23 protein-coding genes and 1 pseudogene are annotated in these 16309 nt (G+C 68.3%); 13 read left to right on the forward strand and 11 right to left on the reverse strand.

Annotated features, from left to right (window positions below):
* Positions 1-17: 17 nt before the first annotated feature.
* Entirely contained in the window at positions 18-308 is a 291-nt protein-coding gene (locus MKK84_RS18550; protein WP_243922289.1) for a hypothetical protein, read from the reverse strand.
* 199 nt (positions 309-507) lie between these two features.
* Here MKK84_RS18550 and MKK84_RS18555 point away from each other — a divergent pair, with 199 nt between their 5' ends.
* A complete protein-coding gene (locus MKK84_RS18555) occupies positions 508-771 on the forward strand; it encodes a hypothetical protein (protein ID WP_243922291.1) in 264 nt (87 codons plus the stop codon).
* Positions 772-873: 102 nt separating this feature from the next.
* Here the strand turns inward: MKK84_RS18555 and MKK84_RS18560 are convergent, their stop codons facing one another.
* Positions 874-1101 carry a hypothetical protein gene (locus MKK84_RS18560; protein WP_243922293.1) on the reverse strand — a complete coding sequence of 76 codons (228 nt, stop codon included), beginning with the start codon at positions 1099-1101 and terminating at the stop codon, positions 874-876.
* A gap of 256 nt (positions 1102-1357) precedes the next feature.
* Here MKK84_RS18560 and MKK84_RS18565 point away from each other — a divergent pair, with 256 nt between their 5' ends.
* The gene (locus MKK84_RS18565; RefSeq protein ID WP_243922296.1) at positions 1358-2893 is read left to right on the forward strand and encodes a sensor domain-containing diguanylate cyclase; all 1536 of its coding nucleotides are present in this window, start codon (positions 1358-1360) and stop codon (positions 2891-2893) included.
* Positions 2894-2927: 34 nt separating this feature from the next.
* Here the strand turns inward: MKK84_RS18565 and MKK84_RS18570 are convergent, their stop codons facing one another.
* From MKK84_RS18570 to MKK84_RS18585, 4 genes are all read right to left on the reverse strand, one after another.
* A complete protein-coding gene (locus MKK84_RS18570; RefSeq protein ID WP_243922298.1) occupies positions 2928-3173 on the reverse strand; it encodes a hypothetical protein in 246 nt (81 codons plus the stop codon).
* Between the two features lie 498 nt (positions 3174-3671).
* Positions 3672-4481, reverse strand: coding sequence for an enoyl-CoA hydratase/isomerase family protein (locus MKK84_RS18575; RefSeq protein WP_243922300.1), 810 nt, complete (start codon positions 4479-4481; stop codon positions 3672-3674).
* Between the two features lie 263 nt (positions 4482-4744).
* Positions 4745-5962: an FAD-dependent monooxygenase gene (locus MKK84_RS18580; RefSeq protein WP_243922302.1), complete on the reverse strand. Its 1218-nt coding sequence runs from the start codon at positions 5960-5962 to the stop codon at positions 4745-4747.
* A gap of 256 nt (positions 5963-6218) precedes the next feature.
* Complete coding sequence (locus tag MKK84_RS18585) at positions 6219-6476, reverse strand: hypothetical protein (RefSeq protein ID WP_243922304.1); 258 nt, start codon at positions 6474-6476, stop codon at positions 6219-6221.
* Positions 6477-6739: 263 nt separating this feature from the next.
* Here MKK84_RS18585 and MKK84_RS18590 point away from each other — a divergent pair, with 263 nt between their 5' ends.
* The 6 genes from MKK84_RS18590 to MKK84_RS18615 all read left to right on the forward strand — a co-directional run bounded on the left by MKK84_RS18590 (position 6740) and on the right by MKK84_RS18615 (position 11323).
* Entirely contained in the window at positions 6740-7417 is a 678-nt protein-coding gene (locus tag MKK84_RS18590) for a hypothetical protein (RefSeq protein ID WP_243922306.1), read from the forward strand.
* 266 nt (positions 7418-7683) lie between these two features.
* On the forward strand, positions 7684-8091 hold the full coding sequence (locus tag MKK84_RS18595) for a RidA family protein (protein WP_243922333.1): 408 nt from the start codon (positions 7684-7686) through the stop codon (positions 8089-8091).
* Between the two features lie 57 nt (positions 8092-8148).
* Positions 8149-8604: an amino acid ABC transporter ATP-binding protein gene (locus MKK84_RS18600; protein WP_409566525.1), complete on the forward strand. Its 456-nt coding sequence runs from the start codon at positions 8149-8151 to the stop codon at positions 8602-8604.
* 4 nt (positions 8605-8608) lie between these two features.
* A complete protein-coding gene (locus tag MKK84_RS18605) occupies positions 8609-9232 on the forward strand; it encodes a hypothetical protein (protein WP_243922308.1) in 624 nt (207 codons plus the stop codon).
* Between the two features lie 75 nt (positions 9233-9307).
* Complete coding sequence (locus MKK84_RS35500) at positions 9308-9631, forward strand: Arm DNA-binding domain-containing protein (RefSeq protein WP_279599601.1); 324 nt, start codon at positions 9308-9310, stop codon at positions 9629-9631.
* A gap of 93 nt (positions 9632-9724) precedes the next feature.
* A complete protein-coding gene (locus MKK84_RS18615) occupies positions 9725-11323 on the forward strand; it encodes an ABC transporter substrate-binding protein (protein WP_243922309.1) in 1599 nt (532 codons plus the stop codon).
* A gap of 180 nt (positions 11324-11503) precedes the next feature.
* Here MKK84_RS18615 and MKK84_RS18620 read toward each other — a convergent pair whose 3' ends face one another.
* Both MKK84_RS18620 and MKK84_RS18625 read right to left on the reverse strand, forming a co-directional pair.
* Complete coding sequence (locus MKK84_RS18620; protein ID WP_243922311.1) at positions 11504-11719, reverse strand: hypothetical protein; 216 nt, start codon at positions 11717-11719, stop codon at positions 11504-11506.
* Between the two features lie 154 nt (positions 11720-11873).
* Positions 11874-12056: a hypothetical protein gene (locus MKK84_RS18625; RefSeq protein WP_243922312.1), complete on the reverse strand. Its 183-nt coding sequence runs from the start codon at positions 12054-12056 to the stop codon at positions 11874-11876.
* A gap of 109 nt (positions 12057-12165) precedes the next feature.
* Here MKK84_RS18625 and MKK84_RS18630 point away from each other — a divergent pair, with 109 nt between their 5' ends.
* Together MKK84_RS18630 and MKK84_RS18635 are read left to right on the forward strand one after the other, a co-directional pair.
* Complete coding sequence (locus tag MKK84_RS18630; RefSeq protein ID WP_243922314.1) at positions 12166-12654, forward strand: hypothetical protein; 489 nt, start codon at positions 12166-12168, stop codon at positions 12652-12654.
* Positions 12655-12691: 37 nt separating this feature from the next.
* Positions 12692-13297, forward strand: a complete 606-nt coding sequence (locus tag MKK84_RS18635) for a hemerythrin domain-containing protein (RefSeq protein ID WP_243922317.1) — start codon at positions 12692-12694, stop codon at positions 13295-13297.
* A gap of 464 nt (positions 13298-13761) precedes the next feature.
* Here MKK84_RS18635 and MKK84_RS18640 read toward each other — a convergent pair whose 3' ends face one another.
* The 3 genes from MKK84_RS18640 to MKK84_RS18650 form a co-directional block, all read right to left on the reverse strand.
* Complete coding sequence (locus tag MKK84_RS18640; protein ID WP_243922319.1) at positions 13762-14010, reverse strand: hypothetical protein; 249 nt, start codon at positions 14008-14010, stop codon at positions 13762-13764.
* A gap of 222 nt (positions 14011-14232) precedes the next feature.
* On the reverse strand, positions 14233-14484 hold the full coding sequence (locus tag MKK84_RS18645; protein WP_243922322.1) for a 3',5'-cyclic-nucleotide phosphodiesterase: 252 nt from the start codon (positions 14482-14484) through the stop codon (positions 14233-14235).
* 127 nt (positions 14485-14611) lie between these two features.
* Positions 14612-14851, reverse strand: coding sequence for a 3',5'-cyclic-nucleotide phosphodiesterase (locus MKK84_RS18650; RefSeq protein ID WP_243922324.1), 240 nt, complete (start codon positions 14849-14851; stop codon positions 14612-14614).
* Positions 14852-15251: 400 nt separating this feature from the next.
* Here MKK84_RS18650 and MKK84_RS18655 point away from each other — a divergent pair, with 400 nt between their 5' ends.
* The 3 genes and pseudogenes from MKK84_RS18655 to MKK84_RS18665 form a co-directional block, all read left to right on the forward strand.
* On the forward strand, positions 15252-15437 hold the full coding sequence (locus tag MKK84_RS18655) for a hypothetical protein (protein ID WP_243922326.1): 186 nt from the start codon (positions 15252-15254) through the stop codon (positions 15435-15437).
* A gap of 24 nt (positions 15438-15461) precedes the next feature.
* Positions 15462-15623 carry a hypothetical protein gene (locus MKK84_RS18660; RefSeq protein ID WP_243922328.1) on the forward strand — a complete coding sequence of 54 codons (162 nt, stop codon included), beginning with the start codon at positions 15462-15464 and terminating at the stop codon, positions 15621-15623.
* Between the two features lie 404 nt (positions 15624-16027).
* Positions 16028-16309, forward strand: a pseudogene (locus tag MKK84_RS18665) (porin family protein); the annotation flags it as partial.

A 16309-nucleotide genomic window follows, 5' to 3' on the forward strand; every position in this document is an offset into this window, starting at 1 on the left:
GCAACGTGGTATAAGCGTCAGGCCGCCAGGGCGGATTGCGTGTCGCGGCCGTGGGCCTGATCCATGATCGCGCCGATCCGCTCGCCGACCGCGATCGCGATCGCCACCGAGGCCGGACCCTCCAGGCCCTGCTGGCAGATCCGGCTGAGCACGTCGGTCACCCGCTGCTCCATCACGCCGAGGATCGCGGCGGCGGCCTGGGGCTGCGCGCCGCGGAGCACGGCCGCGAGGTCGCAATAGGCATCGTTGAGCAGCTGGAGCGTCAGGCGCTCGACCGCTTGCTCGTCCGCCTCCGTGAGAACACGCATCCCGGGACACTCCCCCTCGTCGTCGGCAGACTCCTCCGGGAGCCGTTAACAACGCGTAAAGACGCCGGAGGCCGGGGAGGGATCGGCTAACCATCCGCCCGGCGCATGGGCTATCGCGTCACCCCACGGCGGCATCCCGGAACTTGGCGGGCCCCCGATCGGTCAAACGGGGGAGAGACCTCCACACGGAAGCCCGATCATGCGCAGCCTCATCCTCGCCGGCCTCGGCCTGTCGGCCGCCCTCGCCACCCCCGCCCTGGCCCAGGTCCAGCAGACCAATCCCAACGCCGCCAACCAGTCCATGGAGTCGAGCAGCCAGCTGCGCGGCCTGCGGCAGGAGCAGACCACCCAGTCCGACATGCTGCGCATGGACATCCAGCGGAACCAGGCCGCGACGCCGGCCCCGAACACCGGCCCGAACGCGCTTCCCCCCGGCGCCGGGACGGGCGTGATCGGGCGCTGAGCCCAGCGCGGGACAAGGTCCGGCACCGGACGCAGTCCGGCACCAGGGCTCCGCCCTGGACCCGCGACAGGGCTCGACCCTTTCGAAACCAGGACAGGGTGCTCAGACGTCCGGCAGGCGCCGCCCCTTCACCACCACCCGCGGCCAGCGCTCCAGGCCGATCGGCATCAGCACGGCGATCTGCGGCGGCACCTCGGCCTCGCCCAGGAGGCTCCGGAGCGAGGTCCGGCAGGCCTCCTCCAGCTCGGCCCGGCTGCGCGCGCCCGACGTCTTGATGTCGGCGATCAGGAGCGCCGCGATCTCCTGGGCAAAGGCGTCCTCGTCCGACATGTCGGTCTCGCGCTCCAAGCCTGAGCCATATAGTCCCTCGCAGAACATCCGGGTATCGGTACAGAATTGCGCCCCCACGGATTCGTTGTGGATACTTGCCGATCGGGCGCCCGGCACCGCCGAACACGCGCCGCGGGTCCATGCCGCGGTGCCGCGTTTCAGGTCAGATCTGCCGAAACCCGCGGGGTTCAGGTAACGATTCAGTCATATGTTCTGATCTACTGGTCTTAATCGACACGTTGGCGTGGATTTACAGATGGTTCGGTTGGGCCACCTCCATGCGTGGCTTCGGTCGGCCCGGACGTGGAGCACGCTGGGCGTGCTGGCCCCGGTCGGCATGGTCGCGGTCACCGGGCTGATGCTGGCCGACCTGCGCCGGGACGCCTGGGACCGGACCGAGCAGACCTCCCGGAACCTCCTCCAGGTCCTGGAGCGCGACATCGCGCGCAACGCCGAGCTCTACGACCTCTCGCTCCAGGCGACCGTGGAGAACCTCGCGGCGCCCGGCCTCGCGCAGGCCGATCCCCAGATGCGCCAGCTCATCCTGTTCGACCGCGCCGCGACCGCCCGCGACCTGGGCGTGATGCTGGTGATCGACGCGCAGGGCAACGTCACCGACGACATCGGGGCGGTGCCGCCGCGGGCGGGCAACTACGCGGACCGCGAATACTTCAAGAACCATCAGGCGCATGACGGGCTGGGCCTCCAGGTCGGCCGCCCGATCGTCTCGCGCCTGACCGGCGAGCGGATGCTGCCGTTCAGCCGGCGCATCAACCGGCCCGACGGGCGTTTCGGCGGCGTGGTCCTGGGCACCGTGAAGCTGTCCTACTTCGAGCACCTGTTCCGCGAGATCGACCTCGGCCCCGGCGGCGCGATCAACCTGTACGGCGCGGACGGCACCCGCATCATGCGCTACCCGTTCAGGGAGGCCGACATCGGGGCGAACATCGCGCAGGCCCCGACCTTCCGGCGCTTCGTGCGCGACCGCCAGGGCAGCTTCGTCGGCACCTCCGCGCGCGACGGGGTCGAGCGGTTCTACACCTTCGCGCCGATCGGGACGCTTCCGCTGATCCTGAACGTCGCCCTGTCGACCCGGGACGTGGAGGCGGCGTGGCTCACGAAGGCCGTCACCATCGGCGGCATCACGCTGGTCCTGTGCGGCCTCACGGTCGTGCTCTCGCTGCTGTTCGGGCGCGAGCTGCGCCGCCGGGAGGCGATGCAGGAGGAGCTGGCCGCCCTGTCGCGCACCGACGCCCTGACCGGCCTGCCGAACCGCCGCTGGTTCGAGGACCGGTTCGCCCAGGCGATCGAGACCGCCCGCCGCGACGGCCGGCCGCTGTCGCTGCTGATCGTCGATGCGGATCACTTCAAGCGCTACAACGACCGCTACGGGCACCCGGTGGGGGACGCGATCCTGAAGGCGCTCGCCCGCCGCCTCGCCGCGAGCGTGCACCGGCCGGAGGATCTCGTCAGCCGCATCGGCGGCGAGGAATTCGCCTTCCTGCTGCCGGAGACCGACGGCGCGGGCGCCGCGCGCATCGCCGACAAGGTCCATGCCGAGGTCGCCGCGCTGACGGTTCCGTCCGCGGGGATCGGGGCGGGGTCCGTGACGGTCAGCATCGGGCTCGCCTGGGCGGGGCCGGGGGGCGGCGCGGACCTGCCGGACCTGTATCGCCGGGCCGACGAAGCCCTCTACGCGGCCAAGGAGGGCGGCCGCAACCAGACCCGCATCGCCGCCGCGCAGGCCCCCGCGCCCCAGCGGAGCAGCCTGCAGCTGGTCGGACGCGCCTGAACGGGGGCGGGATCGTGCGGGAGGAGGGGGCCCGTTAGCGGCCGAGCCGGGCCATCACGCGCGGGCCGTACACGTCCCAGACGATGTGGGCGACATAGGCGGCCTGGAAGGTGACGATCACCTCCCAGTCGCGATGCAGCACCTTCGCCAGGGTCCGATCGTGGAGCGCGCCTTCGACGCCCATGGCGACCGCCAGGATCGTGCTGATGGCGAAGACGCCGAACCAAGAGAACTGACGGGCGACGGCAACGCCCAAAGCCGCGACCAGAATGTAGAGCATGCGGCCACCGGATTGCCGATACGGTGCGCTTACGTAGACCGATCTGTTAAAGCTTAGCAAGCTTTCACAATATTGCGCCGCAGCATCATGACGGCATCAGGTCAACCAGGCTGTACGTGACCGCAGTGATAATCATGGTCCAGACAAGCAGAAAACACGTCCGGAACGAGAAAGCGGCCTGCACGGGCAAACTCTCGTACCAGTTCCGGACCCGGCGAAACAATCTCGATATTGGACTATGCCACGCTCTGTCGATCATTGGCGCAAACTCGAAGGCAGCGCTGACGTAACAAAGTGTTTCCGGCAGCGTCAGCCAATATCAACACTATCGTCCTGACTGCCGGATGAATGCGACATTTCGCACACAGATCGGGGGTTCCGATCCGCCGCCGGCGCGGCTGCGGCGGGCCGGGGAGAGGATTAGGCTCCCGGCGCACTGCGCGGGCGGGGGTCGGGACGGACCACCACACGATGTGGTGAGCCCGGTCGAACAGGCGCTCAGCGGCCGGTGAAGACCGGCTTTCTCTTCTCGTTGAAGGCGCGGATGCCCTCCCGCCGGTCTTCGGTCGGGACCATGCGGTTGTAGGCTTCGATCTCGAACAGCATGCCGTCGGCGAGCGCCAGGGACAGGCCATGGTGCAGGGCATGCTTGGCCTGGCGGATGGCGATCGGCGCGTTCGCCGCGATGGTGGCGGCCGTGTCGAGGGCCTCGGCGCGGAGCCGCCCGCCGTCGCAGACCCGGTTGACCATGCCCCAGGCCGCCGCCTCCTGGGCCGACCAGGGGCGGCCGGACAGGAGGAGTTCCTTGGCCCGCCGCTCCCCCACCGCGCGCGGCAGGGTCTGCGTGCCGCCCACCCCCGGCATGATGCCGAGCGTCACCTCCGGCAGCGCGAACCGGGCGTGCCGGGCCGCGTAGATGAAGTCGCAGGCGAGCGCGATCTCGCAGCCGCCGCCATAGGCCGCCCCGTTCACCGCCGCGATGACCGGGATCGGGCACTCGACGAGGGCGCGGATGCCGCGCTCGAACACGCGGTGCTGGTCCTGCCAGGCCGCGTCGGTCATGCCGTTGCGCTCCTTGAGGTCGCCGCCGGCGCAGAAGGCCGTCTCACCGGCCCCGGTCAGCACGATCGCGCGACACCGGCCGGGCTCGGCGATGAGCCCGTCGAACAGCGTGAACAGGTCGCGGCCCATCTGGGTGTTCATGGCGTTCGCGGCCCCGGGCCGGGCCAGGGTCACGAGGAGCACGTCGGCGTGGGGCCGTTCGGTCGTCAGGGTGGCGTAGGTCTCGTGCAGGGATGCGTCGGTCATGGATGCCTCGGTCGGACCATCGATCGGACGGGATGCCGTTATGCGCCCCGCGCCCCGGGATCGGCCAGGGCATGACCGGGCGGGCGCCGTCCGGCCGCGGCGGCAGGCCGACCAGCGCCAGCAACCGCTCCGTTCCGGATCGGATGATCGCGAGCGCCGCGCCCACCTCCCGGGCAGACGACCGGATACACACGGGGATCGACCCGCCGCGCAGAAAACCCGGATGTGAACAGCGTTGGGCCGTGGGGGAGGGGGAAACGCGATCAGGGTCGGTTCGGCGGGGGCTGTGTGACGGCGGTCGTGTACCGGGCCAGATCGGGCTCCCCGGTGCGCCCGCCGGAGAGCTTGGCGCCCAGCCGACGCAAAGCGGGCTGGCTCGCGAGCCTCAGCGCGCCGTGCAGCAGGCCGATGCCGAGCCGGGTGCGCGGGTTCATCAGCTTCGGTGCGATCTTCGGGACGCCCTGCCCCTTCTCGACGAACGGACGCAGGGCGTGCTCGTAGTCCGCGAAGGCAGCCGCGACGTCGTCCGTCCGCGCCAGCGCGCCGGCCAGAACCGTGGCGCCGGTGACCGCCAGCGTCGTGCCGATGCCGGCGAGCGGCGTCGCGCACCACGCGGCATCGCCGGTCAGTACGACGCGCCCGGACGACCAGCGCTTCATCCGCACCTGCCGCAGGACGTCGACGTAGAAGTCGTCCGTCGTCTCCAGGCCGGCGAGGACGCGCTTGGCCTGCCATCCGGCATCCGCGAACCGGTCGCGCAGGTAGGCCTTCTGCCGGGCGGCGTCCCAATCCTGCTCCCCGCCCGGCGGCTGGCGCAGCATCAGCATCGCGCGGGTGGTGCCGTGCCGGTCCGGCCTCAGCGAGATGCCGCGTCCGCCCGTGGCGTTGAACCAGCGCCAGTCCCGGTCGTCGTCGGGCGTCCTCGGAATCGTGAAATACGCGATGGTCAGGCCCATCCACCGCGGCACGTTCTCCCCCGGGAAGACCCGTTCGCGGGTGGCCGAGCCCACCCCCTCGGCGACGATCACCGCGTCGTAGCGCGCGACGGCGCCGCTGGCGAAGCCGACGCGCACGCCGTCGCCCTCCTCGTCGAGGCGCACCAAGTGGTCGCCGAAGCGATACAGCGCCCGCTCCCGGGCCGGCGCGTAGAGGAGGCGCGCGAGGTCGCCGCGCAGGATCTCCATCTCGGCGGTCGGGCCGTCGCCCGTGGCCCGGTCGAGGCCGAACCGTGCGACGGCGCGGCCGCGCCCATCGACCCAGGCGGTGCCCTCCTCGCCGGTCCCGGCCTCGAGGGCGGCCCGCTCCAGGCCCATGTGGCGCAGCGCCTCGCGCCCGACGCCGCGGACATCGACGTTCTGCCCCCCGTCCCGGAACGCGGCGGCACGCTCGACCACGGTGACGTCGAAGCCGTGCCGGCCGAGCCACCACGCGGCGGTGTTGCCGGCGATGCTCGCGCCGGTGATCAGGATGCGACGGGCCATGCGGGACTCAAACCCTTTGGCTGACGCAACACGGCTGCGGGAAACGGGTTGCTTCGGTCCAGGACGCGGGGCCGCCCATCCCGGTCGAGCCCGGTCCCGCCGTGCAACCCGGGCGCGCGGAAAGCCGGCGCGAACGCCTCCCGGGTTTCGCTCCAGGGCGCGCTTGAAGGCTCGCTGCGCGGCTCGTCCCCGGACGGGATCGCCACCCTCTGGGACAAGCTCAGCGTCGGCGCCGCCCTCCGGACCGCATCCCGGCCTATCGGCCAGGACCCGCCTGGGCCGGACGATTGAGCCTGCCCGCAGTCGCGCCGTCCACACCCAGGCACCAATGCTGCGCCGCGAGTTCGCACCGCAGGTCGTCGCGCTGGGCGTCGACCAGATCGGGCAGGATGTCGTGGCCCTCCGCATCCTTGGCGGCGAGGAGACGGATGCCGGACGCGTCGATGGTGAACGCGACCAGCACCTCGCGCTCCGCGAAGGGATCGTGCGGATCCAGGCAGTTATGCGTGAACATCGGAGCCTGCGGCAGGCCGGTCGCGCCGGCGTGGGGCGTGCCCTAGGCGGATGGTATGACGGCCGGATGACCTCTGGTCCCGCGCCGCGAGACCGATCCGGTGTCCCGGTGATGGCCCTCGGCGCACCGGCTCCGAAGCGGACCGGCGGCTTTCGGCCGGCCTCGCGCGTTCGTCGCGGGTCGGATGGCGGGCCGAGCCGACAGCGCGAAGGCCTGCGCCGGCTGACCGTTGCGGGAATCCGGAAATCGCCCTATCGGCGGCGATGCCCGGCCGATCCCCCCGCACCGTCACGTCCGACAGCCTGTTCGACGAGATCAGCGGTCGGCTCCCGCTGTTCGACGACCTGCCCACGGACGTGATTGAGCATCTCACGGCGTCGGGCTTCGGCCGTGGTTTCCTGACGGCCTCCCTGCGGGCGCGCCTGCGCAAGGCCGGGTACCGGGATCTCGGCCATCTGGCTCAGACGTCCCCGGATGCGATCGCCAGCATCCGGAAGTTCGGCCCGATCCGCCTCGAACGCGTCCGGACGTTCCTCCTCAACGCGATCGCGCGGTGGCTGCCGGGCGCCCGCGCGGTGCATGCGCCCGGGGCCACGGGCGCGCGCAGGCTCGGACGATTGGCCGACATGCCGGTCGAACATCTGCCTCTGGATGCCGACGCCATCGCGGCGCTGGGCTTTGCCGGAGGGTCCTGCGCGGAGATGGCCGGCCGTTCACGCCTCGCCCTTCTCGCGACGGGCGCCGTGACGTCCCGCGATGTGGATCGCATCGTCACGACGCTCGCCCGCGTCCTGGGCGGGGACAGGACGGATGCGTCCCGGTCCGCACAGGCGGCCATGGACGCACCGCCGACGGAGCCGCAGGCAACCGCGGCCCATCGCGCCGCGCTGCTCGCGAAGCAGGATCGTGAATGGGAGGAGGCTGCTCCGGCCAGAGGTTAGCGCGCGCGACGCGGCGGCGGCGGCGCGCCAATCGGGACAAGACCGCCTAGCAAGACCATGACGATGTGGCCTGAGCAGAGTTGGGTCGGCACGCCGACGCATCCTCCGCTTAGATCCTTGGCCGGTCGCAGGTTTTCATCGTAAAACCGGCGGCCACTTCTGCGAAACCTGCTTAGGCGCGGGGCCAACGACAGGGTGCGGGCGAGGCCCGCGGAACGGAGATCGCGGTGCAGCAGCCCCCATCGGCCTCGGCGACGGTGTTTCACATGATCCCGGGCGGGCCACGGCCGGTCGCCCCCTTCAGCCACGCGGTCGAGGCCGACGGCTTCGTGTTCGTGACGGGACAGATGCCCGATACGCCGGCCAGCCCCGGCATCCTGCCCGACGGGATCGACGCGCAGACCCGCAACGTGATGGCCAATCTCGAGACGGTCCTGGCCGGCCTCGGCCTCGGCCTCGCGGACGTCGTCGTCGCCCGGGCCTTCCTGACGGAGTTCAAGCGGGACTACGCGACGTTCAACGAGACCTACAAGTCCTTCTTCCCGCCCGATCGGCTGCCGGCGCGAACCTGCGTGGGCACGACAGGTCTCGCCTACGACGCCCTGGTGGAGATCGACCTGATCGCCCGTCGTGGCACCGCACCGGCTCCCGCATCGAACCCGCGTAAGGACTGAGCCGCGCGCTGGCCGCGGCGCGAACCCGCATCGCATGGTGTTCCAGCACTTCGCCCTGTGGCCGCACCTGACGGTGCTCGGCAACGTGACCGCGGCGCCCGTCCACGTCCTGGGACGTCCGAGGCGGAGGGCCGGCGCATCCTGGCGCGGGTGGGCCTGGCCGAGAAGGCCGACCTGTACCCGCACACGTTGTCCGGCGGCCAGAAGCAGCGCGTCGCGATCAGCCGCGCCCTCGCGATGCGGCCGCGGGTCATCCTGTTCGACGAACCGACCAGCGCCCTCGAGCCCGAGATGGTCGGGGAGGTGCTCGGCGTCATCCGGGGCCTCGCGCGGGAGGGACTGACCATGGTGATGGTGACCCACGCGATGAGCTTCGCCCGCGACGTAGCCGACACGATCGTGTTCATGGAGGGGGGCTGCATCCGGGAGGTCGCGACCCCGCACGACGTCTTCACCGCGCCCCGGACCGACCGGGCCAAGGGCTTCATCCTTCGCGGGTCATCGACACCCTAGAGCCGTGACCGATTGCAACGCGATCGGGCCCGGCTCTAGTCTCCCGCCGATGAACACACCCCGCAGCAAGCTCCCCACGCGGTTCGGCCGGCTGCCGAAGCAGGTCGGCCACACGCCGGACGGGCGCTTCGAATCGGGGCTCGCGAACGACGATTTCGTCCTGGCGATCGGCCGGATCGTCACGTTTTTCCCGCTGCTCGAGCGCAGCATGAGCGAGGTCATGTCCGAGCTTATCGGCGGCTATGACGCGCCTGTGCGGCAGATCTTCTATAGCATCACCGATCAGCAGGCCCGCATCAATGTCATGCGCTCCTTGTTGGAAGAGGCGCAGGTCAACCAGGGCCGGGGCGTGACTTGGGATTTCATCATCGATGATTTCGCGGCCATCAGCGAAAGCCGCAGCGAATACGTGCAGGGGATCTGGTGGACCCACGAAACGGGGCGGATCTTCCTTGAATCGCCCAACCCATCGTCGAGCAGCGTGTTCAGCAAGCGTGAAATCAATTTGAACGAACTCAATACTGTGATCGATAAGATGAACGATCTTGCAAGCCGATTGCATGACGTCATCATCGAGCGTCTCGAGAAACTGGCAGCCCGGCATCGAGCCGACGGCCAAAGGCCTTAGCCAACCGCCTGAGCGCGCGAACCAAGCCCTCAAGACCAAGCTTTGTTTCGGGTCATCTTGCTTCAGCAATGCCGGATGGCAGCCAGGACGAATATCACGAAGCGCACCGTGGAGGCGGCCGAACCCCAGGGTCGCTTCTATTTCCTGTGGTGCGATGAGATCCCGGGCTTTGGCCTGCGCGTCTTCACCTCCGGGCGGCGCAGCTACCTCGTGCCGTATCGGTCAGCCGGGCGGCCCCGCCACGTCACGATCGGGCTACGCAGCGCTCTGATAGCCAAAGAGGCCCGGCGTTTTGCGACCAGTTGCGGGCGCGGTCGGGATGCGCACGAAGCCGGGCGAGCGGCGATGATACGGCCGCCCGGCCAGCAGCCTGCGGAGGCCTGCGCTCGACGCGGATGAGGAAGGGCATGGACTGCGTCTGCGCGGACCGGGAACGTGTCTTGCAGTTCGATCCGGCGCCCTCCTCGCACGCGACGTCCGGAGTTCGAAACCATGCTGCGACGAACCTTCCTCGGCGGTGCGGCGGCGGCCAGCGCCGTGCCTTTCCTGCCGGCGCGCCCGGCGATCGCTCAGGGTAGCCGCGCCAGCGTACTGCGCTTCGTCCCGCAATCCGACCTGACCATCGTCGATCCGGTGACGACCACCGCCTACATCACCCGCCATCACGCGCTCATGGTCTTCGACCAGCTCTACGGCCTCGACGCGCAGTTGAGGCCGCAGCCTCAGATGGTCGAGGGCCATAACGTCGAGGCTGACGGTTTGATCTGGACCTTCCGCCTCCGGGAGGGGCTGAGGTTCCACGACGGCGAGGCCGTGCGCGGCCGCGACTGCATCGCGTCGATCAGGCGCTGGGCCCAGCGCGACAGCCTTGGCCAAGCGCTGATGGCTCGAACGGACACCATGCGCGAGCTGGACGACCGCAGTTTCATGATCCGCCTGAAGCGGCCCTACGGGCTGATGCTGGACACCCTTGCCAAGCTCGGCCCGCCCGCGCTGATGATCATGCCCGAGCGCCTCGCCAGCATCGACCCGGCGCAGCAAATCCCGGAGGTGATCGGCTCCGGCCCGTTCCGCTTCAACACCAAGGAGCGGCTGGTCGGCGCCCGGGTCGTCTACGACCGTAATCCTGACTATCGACCCCGCGCGAGCGGTGACGTCTCGTGGGCGGCCGGACCGAAGCGCGTCCATTTCGAGCGGGTCGAGTGGCAGATCATGCCCGATCCCGGGACCGCCTCCGCCGCGCTCCAGAACGGCGAAGTCGACTGGTGGGAGAACCCGATCAACGACCTGTTGCCGAGCCTCCAGAGCAATCCGCAGATCGTCACGCAGCTCGCTGGCCGCCTGGGCAATCTCGGCACCGCGGTGATGAACCACCTTCACCCGCCCTTCGATAAGCCGGCGGTCCGGCGGGTCGTGCTCGAAGCCCTGTCGCAGGAGGACTTCATGGCCGCGGCGGGTGGCGACGATCGGAAGCTTTGGCGCACCGGCGTCGGGATCTTTACCCCGGACACGCCTATGGCCAACGAGTCTGGCCTCGACGTGCTCACGCGCAAGCGGGATTTGGAGCGCGCCAAGCGAGACCTGATCGCCGCCGGCTACAAGGGCGAGCGCGTCGTGCTGATGGCGGCGAGCGACAATCCGGTGCTCGGCGCGCTCGGTGAAGTCATGAACGACCTGCTGAGGCGGCTCGGGATGAACGTACAATACGTCGTCACCGACTGGGGCAGCGTGGTGAGCCGCCGCGCCAGCAAGGCCGCGCCGGACCAGGGCGGCTGGAGCATCTTCAACACCACCTGGACCGGCCTCGACATGACCAACCCGGTCGCCGAGCAAGTCCTGCGTTGCGGCGGCCAGAGGGGTTTCTTCGGCTGGCCAGACATCCCGGAGATCGAGACCCTGCGCGAGGCCTGGATTGAGGCACCTGACAACACTGCTCGGCAGGCAATCGCCCGCGACCTACAGGTAGCGGCGATGACTCACGTCCCATACCTGCCGACCGGTCAGTATTTCTACCGGACCGCCTACCGGCGCGAGATCCGCGACATCGTCCAGGATCAGTTCGTGTTTTGGAACGCTCGTCGAGAAACCTGATCCGGGTGTGGCGCCTGGACGAGCGTCACAGGCTGTAGAGGAAGCATGCCTGGCCAAAGCGATCGAGATGCACCAGCAGGCCAAGAAGCTCTTGGCCGACGCAGCGATCAGTCCGGGCCTGCGCCGCACGATGGCGAAGACCGCCACAATCATGGGCTTCCCGGTCCAGGGATGAGCGGTTCAGACTTCGGCTGCGGCCTTTGAGAGGTGGCGCGTTGGTTCGCTCCGACCCTCGCTACCTTCATCGGATTCGTGGGCATTCTTGTCGAGGAACGCCTGAACGCCGACCGGGTGCTTCGGCACGCCGAGCATCCGGGCCAACCCGTCAGCGACACCGCGACGTACAGCGTCCTCCAGTTCGTGATCGTCCCTGGGACCCACAACCGTAAAGCTCACCCGGACGCTCCACCGCAATTTACACGTAGGTTAAATTAACGAATCGTTTTCGGTTCCAATGGGGGCACGTCCGCTGGCTTGTGGATGATGTCGGTGAGATGCCTGTTTCGGCGCCGGTGTTGCGGGCCGTCTGGCCACGAGACCTGGGCCACGATCAAAACCGATCCGGGTCGGGATGATACCGGCAGGGCGAGGCGTGCGGAGACGGGTCTTCAAGGGCGCTGCGCGACACGGCGGCGTCGGGGCGCATGGTCGGAGCAAATTCGGCGGCCATGCCGCCGCGCTCCGACACGGCCGGTACGGTGACGATGCGGCCGGAAGCGCGGTTGCCCAACATGGGTTGGCGCGGACTTTCGACGGATCCCTCAATAGTCGGACCGCTAAACCGGTGCGGGACCAGCGACGTTGAACAGTGAACGGTCGCTTTCGTGGCAAATTGAGTTCGTGTGACTGCAAGCCGACATCTCTCGATTCGCGCCCGCATCCTGATCGCTCTGACCGACGAGCCGATCAGCACTCTGCAGCTTGCCGAGCGGGCCAGCATCACGGCGCGGCGGCGGGCTGAGGTCGTCAAACTGGCCTGCGACGTCCTGGAGGGTGAAGGCCTGATCGAGCGCGTGGGTGGCCGAAATTATCCGAAGTGGCGAAGGCTGATCCGCTCGACATCCGAACCGGGCATGAACACGGCCCTTCCGCCGTCGTCGGGCTGGGTCGCACCGGGCCCTGACGCGCACTTGGCGCAAGAGTTGGTCCAAGGCCTCGTACAGTCGGCGATCGCCAAAGGGGGCGATCCAGTCGCGCGCCTTCAAGAGTTTCGCACGCTGCAGCAAGCCGCACTTGCGATCTCGCGCAATGCTACCCTTGCTAGAGCTGCCGAAGAGCTCGTCCGCGCAATCGATCTTCGCCTGCAGGAACTGACCACAATGAAATCATAGCCCCTTCCAACCTATTCAGACTCTTACAGCCGTCGATATGACACAGACAAGGGAGAAGCGCGTGACACTCTGGCAGCTCATCGAGCGCGATCACAAAAACATCGGGGGGCTGATCCGCGATATCCCGCTTGCGCTCAACGACCCCCGTGCCGTCGGCGGCCGGGAGCAGATGCTGGCCGATCTCATGGACGAATTGAAGCTGCATGCGATCGCCGTTGATGCAAGCCTCTATGCTCCCCTCAGCCGCGAGAGCCGGACACGGGCGCTGATCGAAGAACTGCACCACGGCCACGCAGAGTTCAGGCGCCACCTCCAACGGCTCGCCCAGGACCGCACAAAGGGCTCGGCCGGCTGGCTCGATACCTTCGAGGATGCGACCTTCCTCGTGGACCAACACCTGCACCGGCACGTTCACGAACTGATCCCAGCAGCTCAGGCACTCTTCTCCCCCGAGGAGGTCGCTGCCGCCACACGGGCGTTCGTGCGCGCGAAGACGAACGCCCTTCGGAGCCGCAGGCGGGGCCGCGCGACCGGGATCATGTCGAGCGAGGTCACCCTCGTCGCCACGCTCGCCGGGGTAGCGGTTGGCCTCGGTTACCTGATTTGGAATAGCGGACGCTTCGGTCGATCGCGGTCAAATTGAGCTGCCCAGGATGCGGAGCGCGTCCCCCGCCAGGCAGTCCGCCCCATGCCGCGTGGATCGCAGCCTTGCGGCGATAGCGCGCGAAGATGCGGCTCTCCTTGGCTGGCACCCCGCCACGCAATCCGATGAGAAAAGCCCGCCCTGGTGTTCCAGGTGCGGGCTTGTTGCGACGACGCCGACGCGGCCGCACCGCGGGTCCGGTGCTGCTCGTCCGGCGCTCAGCCCCAGCCGATCGCTGACAGTTCCCTGGGCGCTTATGGTTAACAGATCGTTGCCGCCGACGAAGGCTCTCTCGAGCCGTGCCCGACCGCGTTGCGATCGCGCGCGGCTCTCAGTTCTTGATGTGACGCGCCCTGTTGCGCCGAACCGGTTTCCACTTCGGCGGCGAGCGCTCCAGTGGGTGCCGTTGCGAGCTTCGCTGGGGTGTCTCCAGCGCCCTGCGAAGCGCGCTCTGGGGGCTGTGCTCAGACGGCCAACAAGCGCTTCGTGTTGGCCGCCACATGCTCGCGGTAGCGGGCGATGACCGTCTCGGGTGAGCCGCCGAACATCAACGTCGTCACAGCCTCGCCGGCCGCGTGAACCTTCTCGATCACCATGGACTGCGCCTCGGCCAGTCCCTCGCTGCCGCCCCAGGCCAGACGAACCAAGCGCAGCTCGACGACGCGCTGAGCCTCGATTGCGAGCATCAGCGATGAGAAGAAGGGATTGTACACGGCATACTCCGCACCGCTGCAGATGCGGCAAGGGTTGAACACGCAGCAGCGACAGACCGATCCCGTTCACGAATGCACGGCCGATCTGCGCTGTCGTTGTCCCTCAAGCGCTCTCCGACGATTTGGATACCGGTCCGGCGCAAGAGCGCGCCCCATAACAAAGACTTAGCGCTGTTCACGACTCCAACGCGATCGGGAACGGCCCTAGGTCGGGCGGAGGTCTTACTTGCCCCCACCGGCCTTGTAGGCGGTGATCGCGCGCCGGCAGTTCTCCGAAATCTTGTCCATATTCTTCTTGAAGCAGGCATCCATCTCCGGACTGTCCGGATCATTGCCGCTGCAGAAGGTGACCGCATCGCCGGAGCAATAGGTTTTCAGGTCTTTGTTGCCGCGCTCCGAGGCAGACGCCTCAGGCGCCGCGAAGGCGGGAGCCGCTACGGCGATGAGGCCGAGCGCGAGGATGCTGCTGCGCATATGGGATACCTGGCTGATGGATTCGTCGATGCACTAACGGCTTGGCTCGGCGATCTATCCCTTCCGCCTGCGGGGACGAGGTTCGACCCCTCCGCGGCGTTGGAGCTGTCACCGAATGGCAGCGTTGCTACTTCCCGCCGGCGCCCTTGTAGGCATCGATGGCGCGACGGCAGTTCGGGGACATCTTGCTCATATTCTTCTCGAAGCAGGTATCCATCTGCCGGCTGTTCGGATCGATGCCGGCGCAGAACGCGAGGGCGTCACCGGCACAATTGGTCTGTAGGTCAGCATTGCCGCGGTTGGGCGACTGCGCCGAGGCAGGGGCGGCGACAGCGATGAGGCTGACGGCGAGGATGAGGCTGCGCATTCTTGGTCCTTAACCGGAGCGATTGGCGGAGGTCCTAACAAACGAAGCGCGAATTTTATCCCTTCCGATCTCGAAACCGGATCCCAGGCCCGCCTCCAGTCTCAGGGATGAACGCAGGGCCGGCGGCTTCGAGGGCCTGCTGCAAGACGGTCAGCGTCGCCGGCCGCGGCGTGCCGCTTTCGCCCTCGACCTGACGCACCGGGACGATGCCGACAGAGGCGGCACTGGCCAAGTTCGCGCGAGTCCGCAACGGCAAGCCACGCGCGGCGTGACCGGCACCGGAAAGCGTGGACGATCCCTCGTTTGGGTGACGCACGTCAGAATCCGCTTCGGTATCAAAGCGGGTCACGGCTCCAATCGCCATCGTCGAAAGGGCGCGGGTCTCGGAATGGCCACTAGCTTGATCGCACCGGCCGCACAGGTCCGCACCTCCGCGCTTGGCTGTGGTGTGATCCACGCCGCTGCAATCCCCCGTGTGCGCGCCGCCATGGCGATCGTCACACGCGTCCTGCTGGGGGCTTCTCCAGCCGGCGCCCCGGACGACGCCATGAGATCGGACGACATCACCACCGACAACGGCGCCTGACCGGCGATATCTGGGAGAGCCACGATGCTGTTCGGACTGAGCCTGTTCGCCTTCTGCAGCGGTATCGTGTTGGCCATCGAAGCGATGCGGCGGCCGATCGCCCGTGGCGTCCTCGAAGGTTTGGCAGGCTCCTTGATCGTATCCGGCCTTGGCCTCCTCGGCGCGGGGCTACCGATGTTCCATTGACAGGGTCGGCGACGCCGAGTGGCTGGACCCTATGCTTGAACCGGATCACGGCCGAGCGCTGCGCCCAGTCGGGCGGGTCGAGGAAGCGGTGCTCGGGCCGGGTCGGCATGCCGATGCCGGGGAAGCGGAACGCGACCGGTTTTGCAGCGAAGCGGTCTTCGACCCTGTTGCATGGCGGCCACAGCTGAATGGCAACATCCTGACGGCCCGCAACCAAAGCGCCTCTGGCATGTTGTCGCGCTCGTGCATGTAGACCGCGAAGTATTACGGCGGTCGAAGGCGCGTTAAGAGGCGGTTTACTACGACACAAGCACTCGTCAGGCAGCGGTGTGTCCGTAAAACTACAGCCATTTGGCTCACCGTCCGGTAGTCATAGCTCCAGATTGAATGTTGGACCTGACGTGATGACCAAGCTTCTCGCCTCGCTCGCCGCCTTCACCGCCCTGACGGCCGCCGCCTCGGCCGCCGACCTGCCGCGTCGCACCGCCCCGCCGCCCGTGTTCACCCCCGTGCCGGTGTTCACCTGGTCGGGCGCCTACTCCGGTATCAACGCCGGCTCCGCCTTCGACGCCTCCAGACGATCCAGCGGCACCAGCTTCGGCGTGCCCTTCCGCTACGCCACACCCGGCCCCGTCTCCACCGTCCCCAACCACAGCCAGGACGGCTTCTCCGGCGGCGCTCAGCTC

This window comes from Methylobacterium sp. E-065 (assembly GCF_022829605.1).
Lineage (GTDB): Bacteria > Pseudomonadota > Alphaproteobacteria > Rhizobiales > Beijerinckiaceae > Methylobacterium.

Bases quoted from the DNA above. Each gene is read 5' to 3' on its own strand.
- MKK84_RS18550 (WP_243922289.1), bottom strand. From the start codon at position 308: ATGCGTGTTCTCACGGAGGCGGACGAGCAAGCGGTCGAGCGCCTGACG.
- MKK84_RS18555 (WP_243922291.1), top strand. From the start codon at position 508: ATGCGCAGCCTCATCCTCGCCGGCCTCGGCCTGTCGGCCGCCCTCGCC.
- MKK84_RS18560 (WP_243922293.1), bottom strand. From the start codon at position 1,101: ATGTCGGACGAGGACGCCTTTGCCCAGGAGATCGCGGCGCTCCTGATC.
- MKK84_RS18565 (WP_243922296.1), top strand. From the start codon at position 1,358: ATGGTTCGGTTGGGCCACCTCCATGCGTGGCTTCGGTCGGCCCGGACG.
- MKK84_RS18570 (WP_243922298.1), bottom strand. From the start codon at position 3,173: ATGCTCTACATTCTGGTCGCGGCTTTGGGCGTTGCCGTCGCCCGTCAG.
- MKK84_RS18575 (WP_243922300.1), bottom strand. From the start codon at position 4,481: ATGACCGACGCATCCCTGCACGAGACCTACGCCACCCTGACGACCGAA.
- MKK84_RS18580 (WP_243922302.1), bottom strand. From the start codon at position 5,962: ATGGCCCGTCGCATCCTGATCACCGGCGCGAGCATCGCCGGCAACACC.
- MKK84_RS18585 (WP_243922304.1), bottom strand. From the start codon at position 6,476: ATGTTCACGCATAACTGCCTGGATCCGCACGATCCCTTCGCGGAGCGC.
- MKK84_RS18590 (WP_243922306.1), top strand. From the start codon at position 6,740: ATGCCCGGCCGATCCCCCCGCACCGTCACGTCCGACAGCCTGTTCGAC.
- MKK84_RS18595 (WP_243922333.1), top strand. From the start codon at position 7,684: ATGATCCCGGGCGGGCCACGGCCGGTCGCCCCCTTCAGCCACGCGGTC.
- MKK84_RS35500 (WP_279599601.1), top strand. From the start codon at position 9,308: ATGGCAGCCAGGACGAATATCACGAAGCGCACCGTGGAGGCGGCCGAA.
- MKK84_RS18615 (WP_243922309.1), top strand. From the start codon at position 9,725: ATGCTGCGACGAACCTTCCTCGGCGGTGCGGCGGCGGCCAGCGCCGTG.
- MKK84_RS18625 (WP_243922312.1), bottom strand. From the start codon at position 12,056: ATGTTGGGCAACCGCGCTTCCGGCCGCATCGTCACCGTACCGGCCGTG.
- MKK84_RS18635 (WP_243922317.1), top strand. From the start codon at position 12,692: ATGACACAGACAAGGGAGAAGCGCGTGACACTCTGGCAGCTCATCGAG.
- MKK84_RS18645 (WP_243922322.1), bottom strand. From the start codon at position 14,484: ATGCGCAGCAGCATCCTCGCGCTCGGCCTCATCGCCGTAGCGGCTCCC.
- MKK84_RS18650 (WP_243922324.1), bottom strand. From the start codon at position 14,851: ATGCGCAGCCTCATCCTCGCCGTCAGCCTCATCGCTGTCGCCGCCCCT.
- MKK84_RS18660 (WP_243922328.1), top strand. From the start codon at position 15,462: ATGCTGTTCGGACTGAGCCTGTTCGCCTTCTGCAGCGGTATCGTGTTG.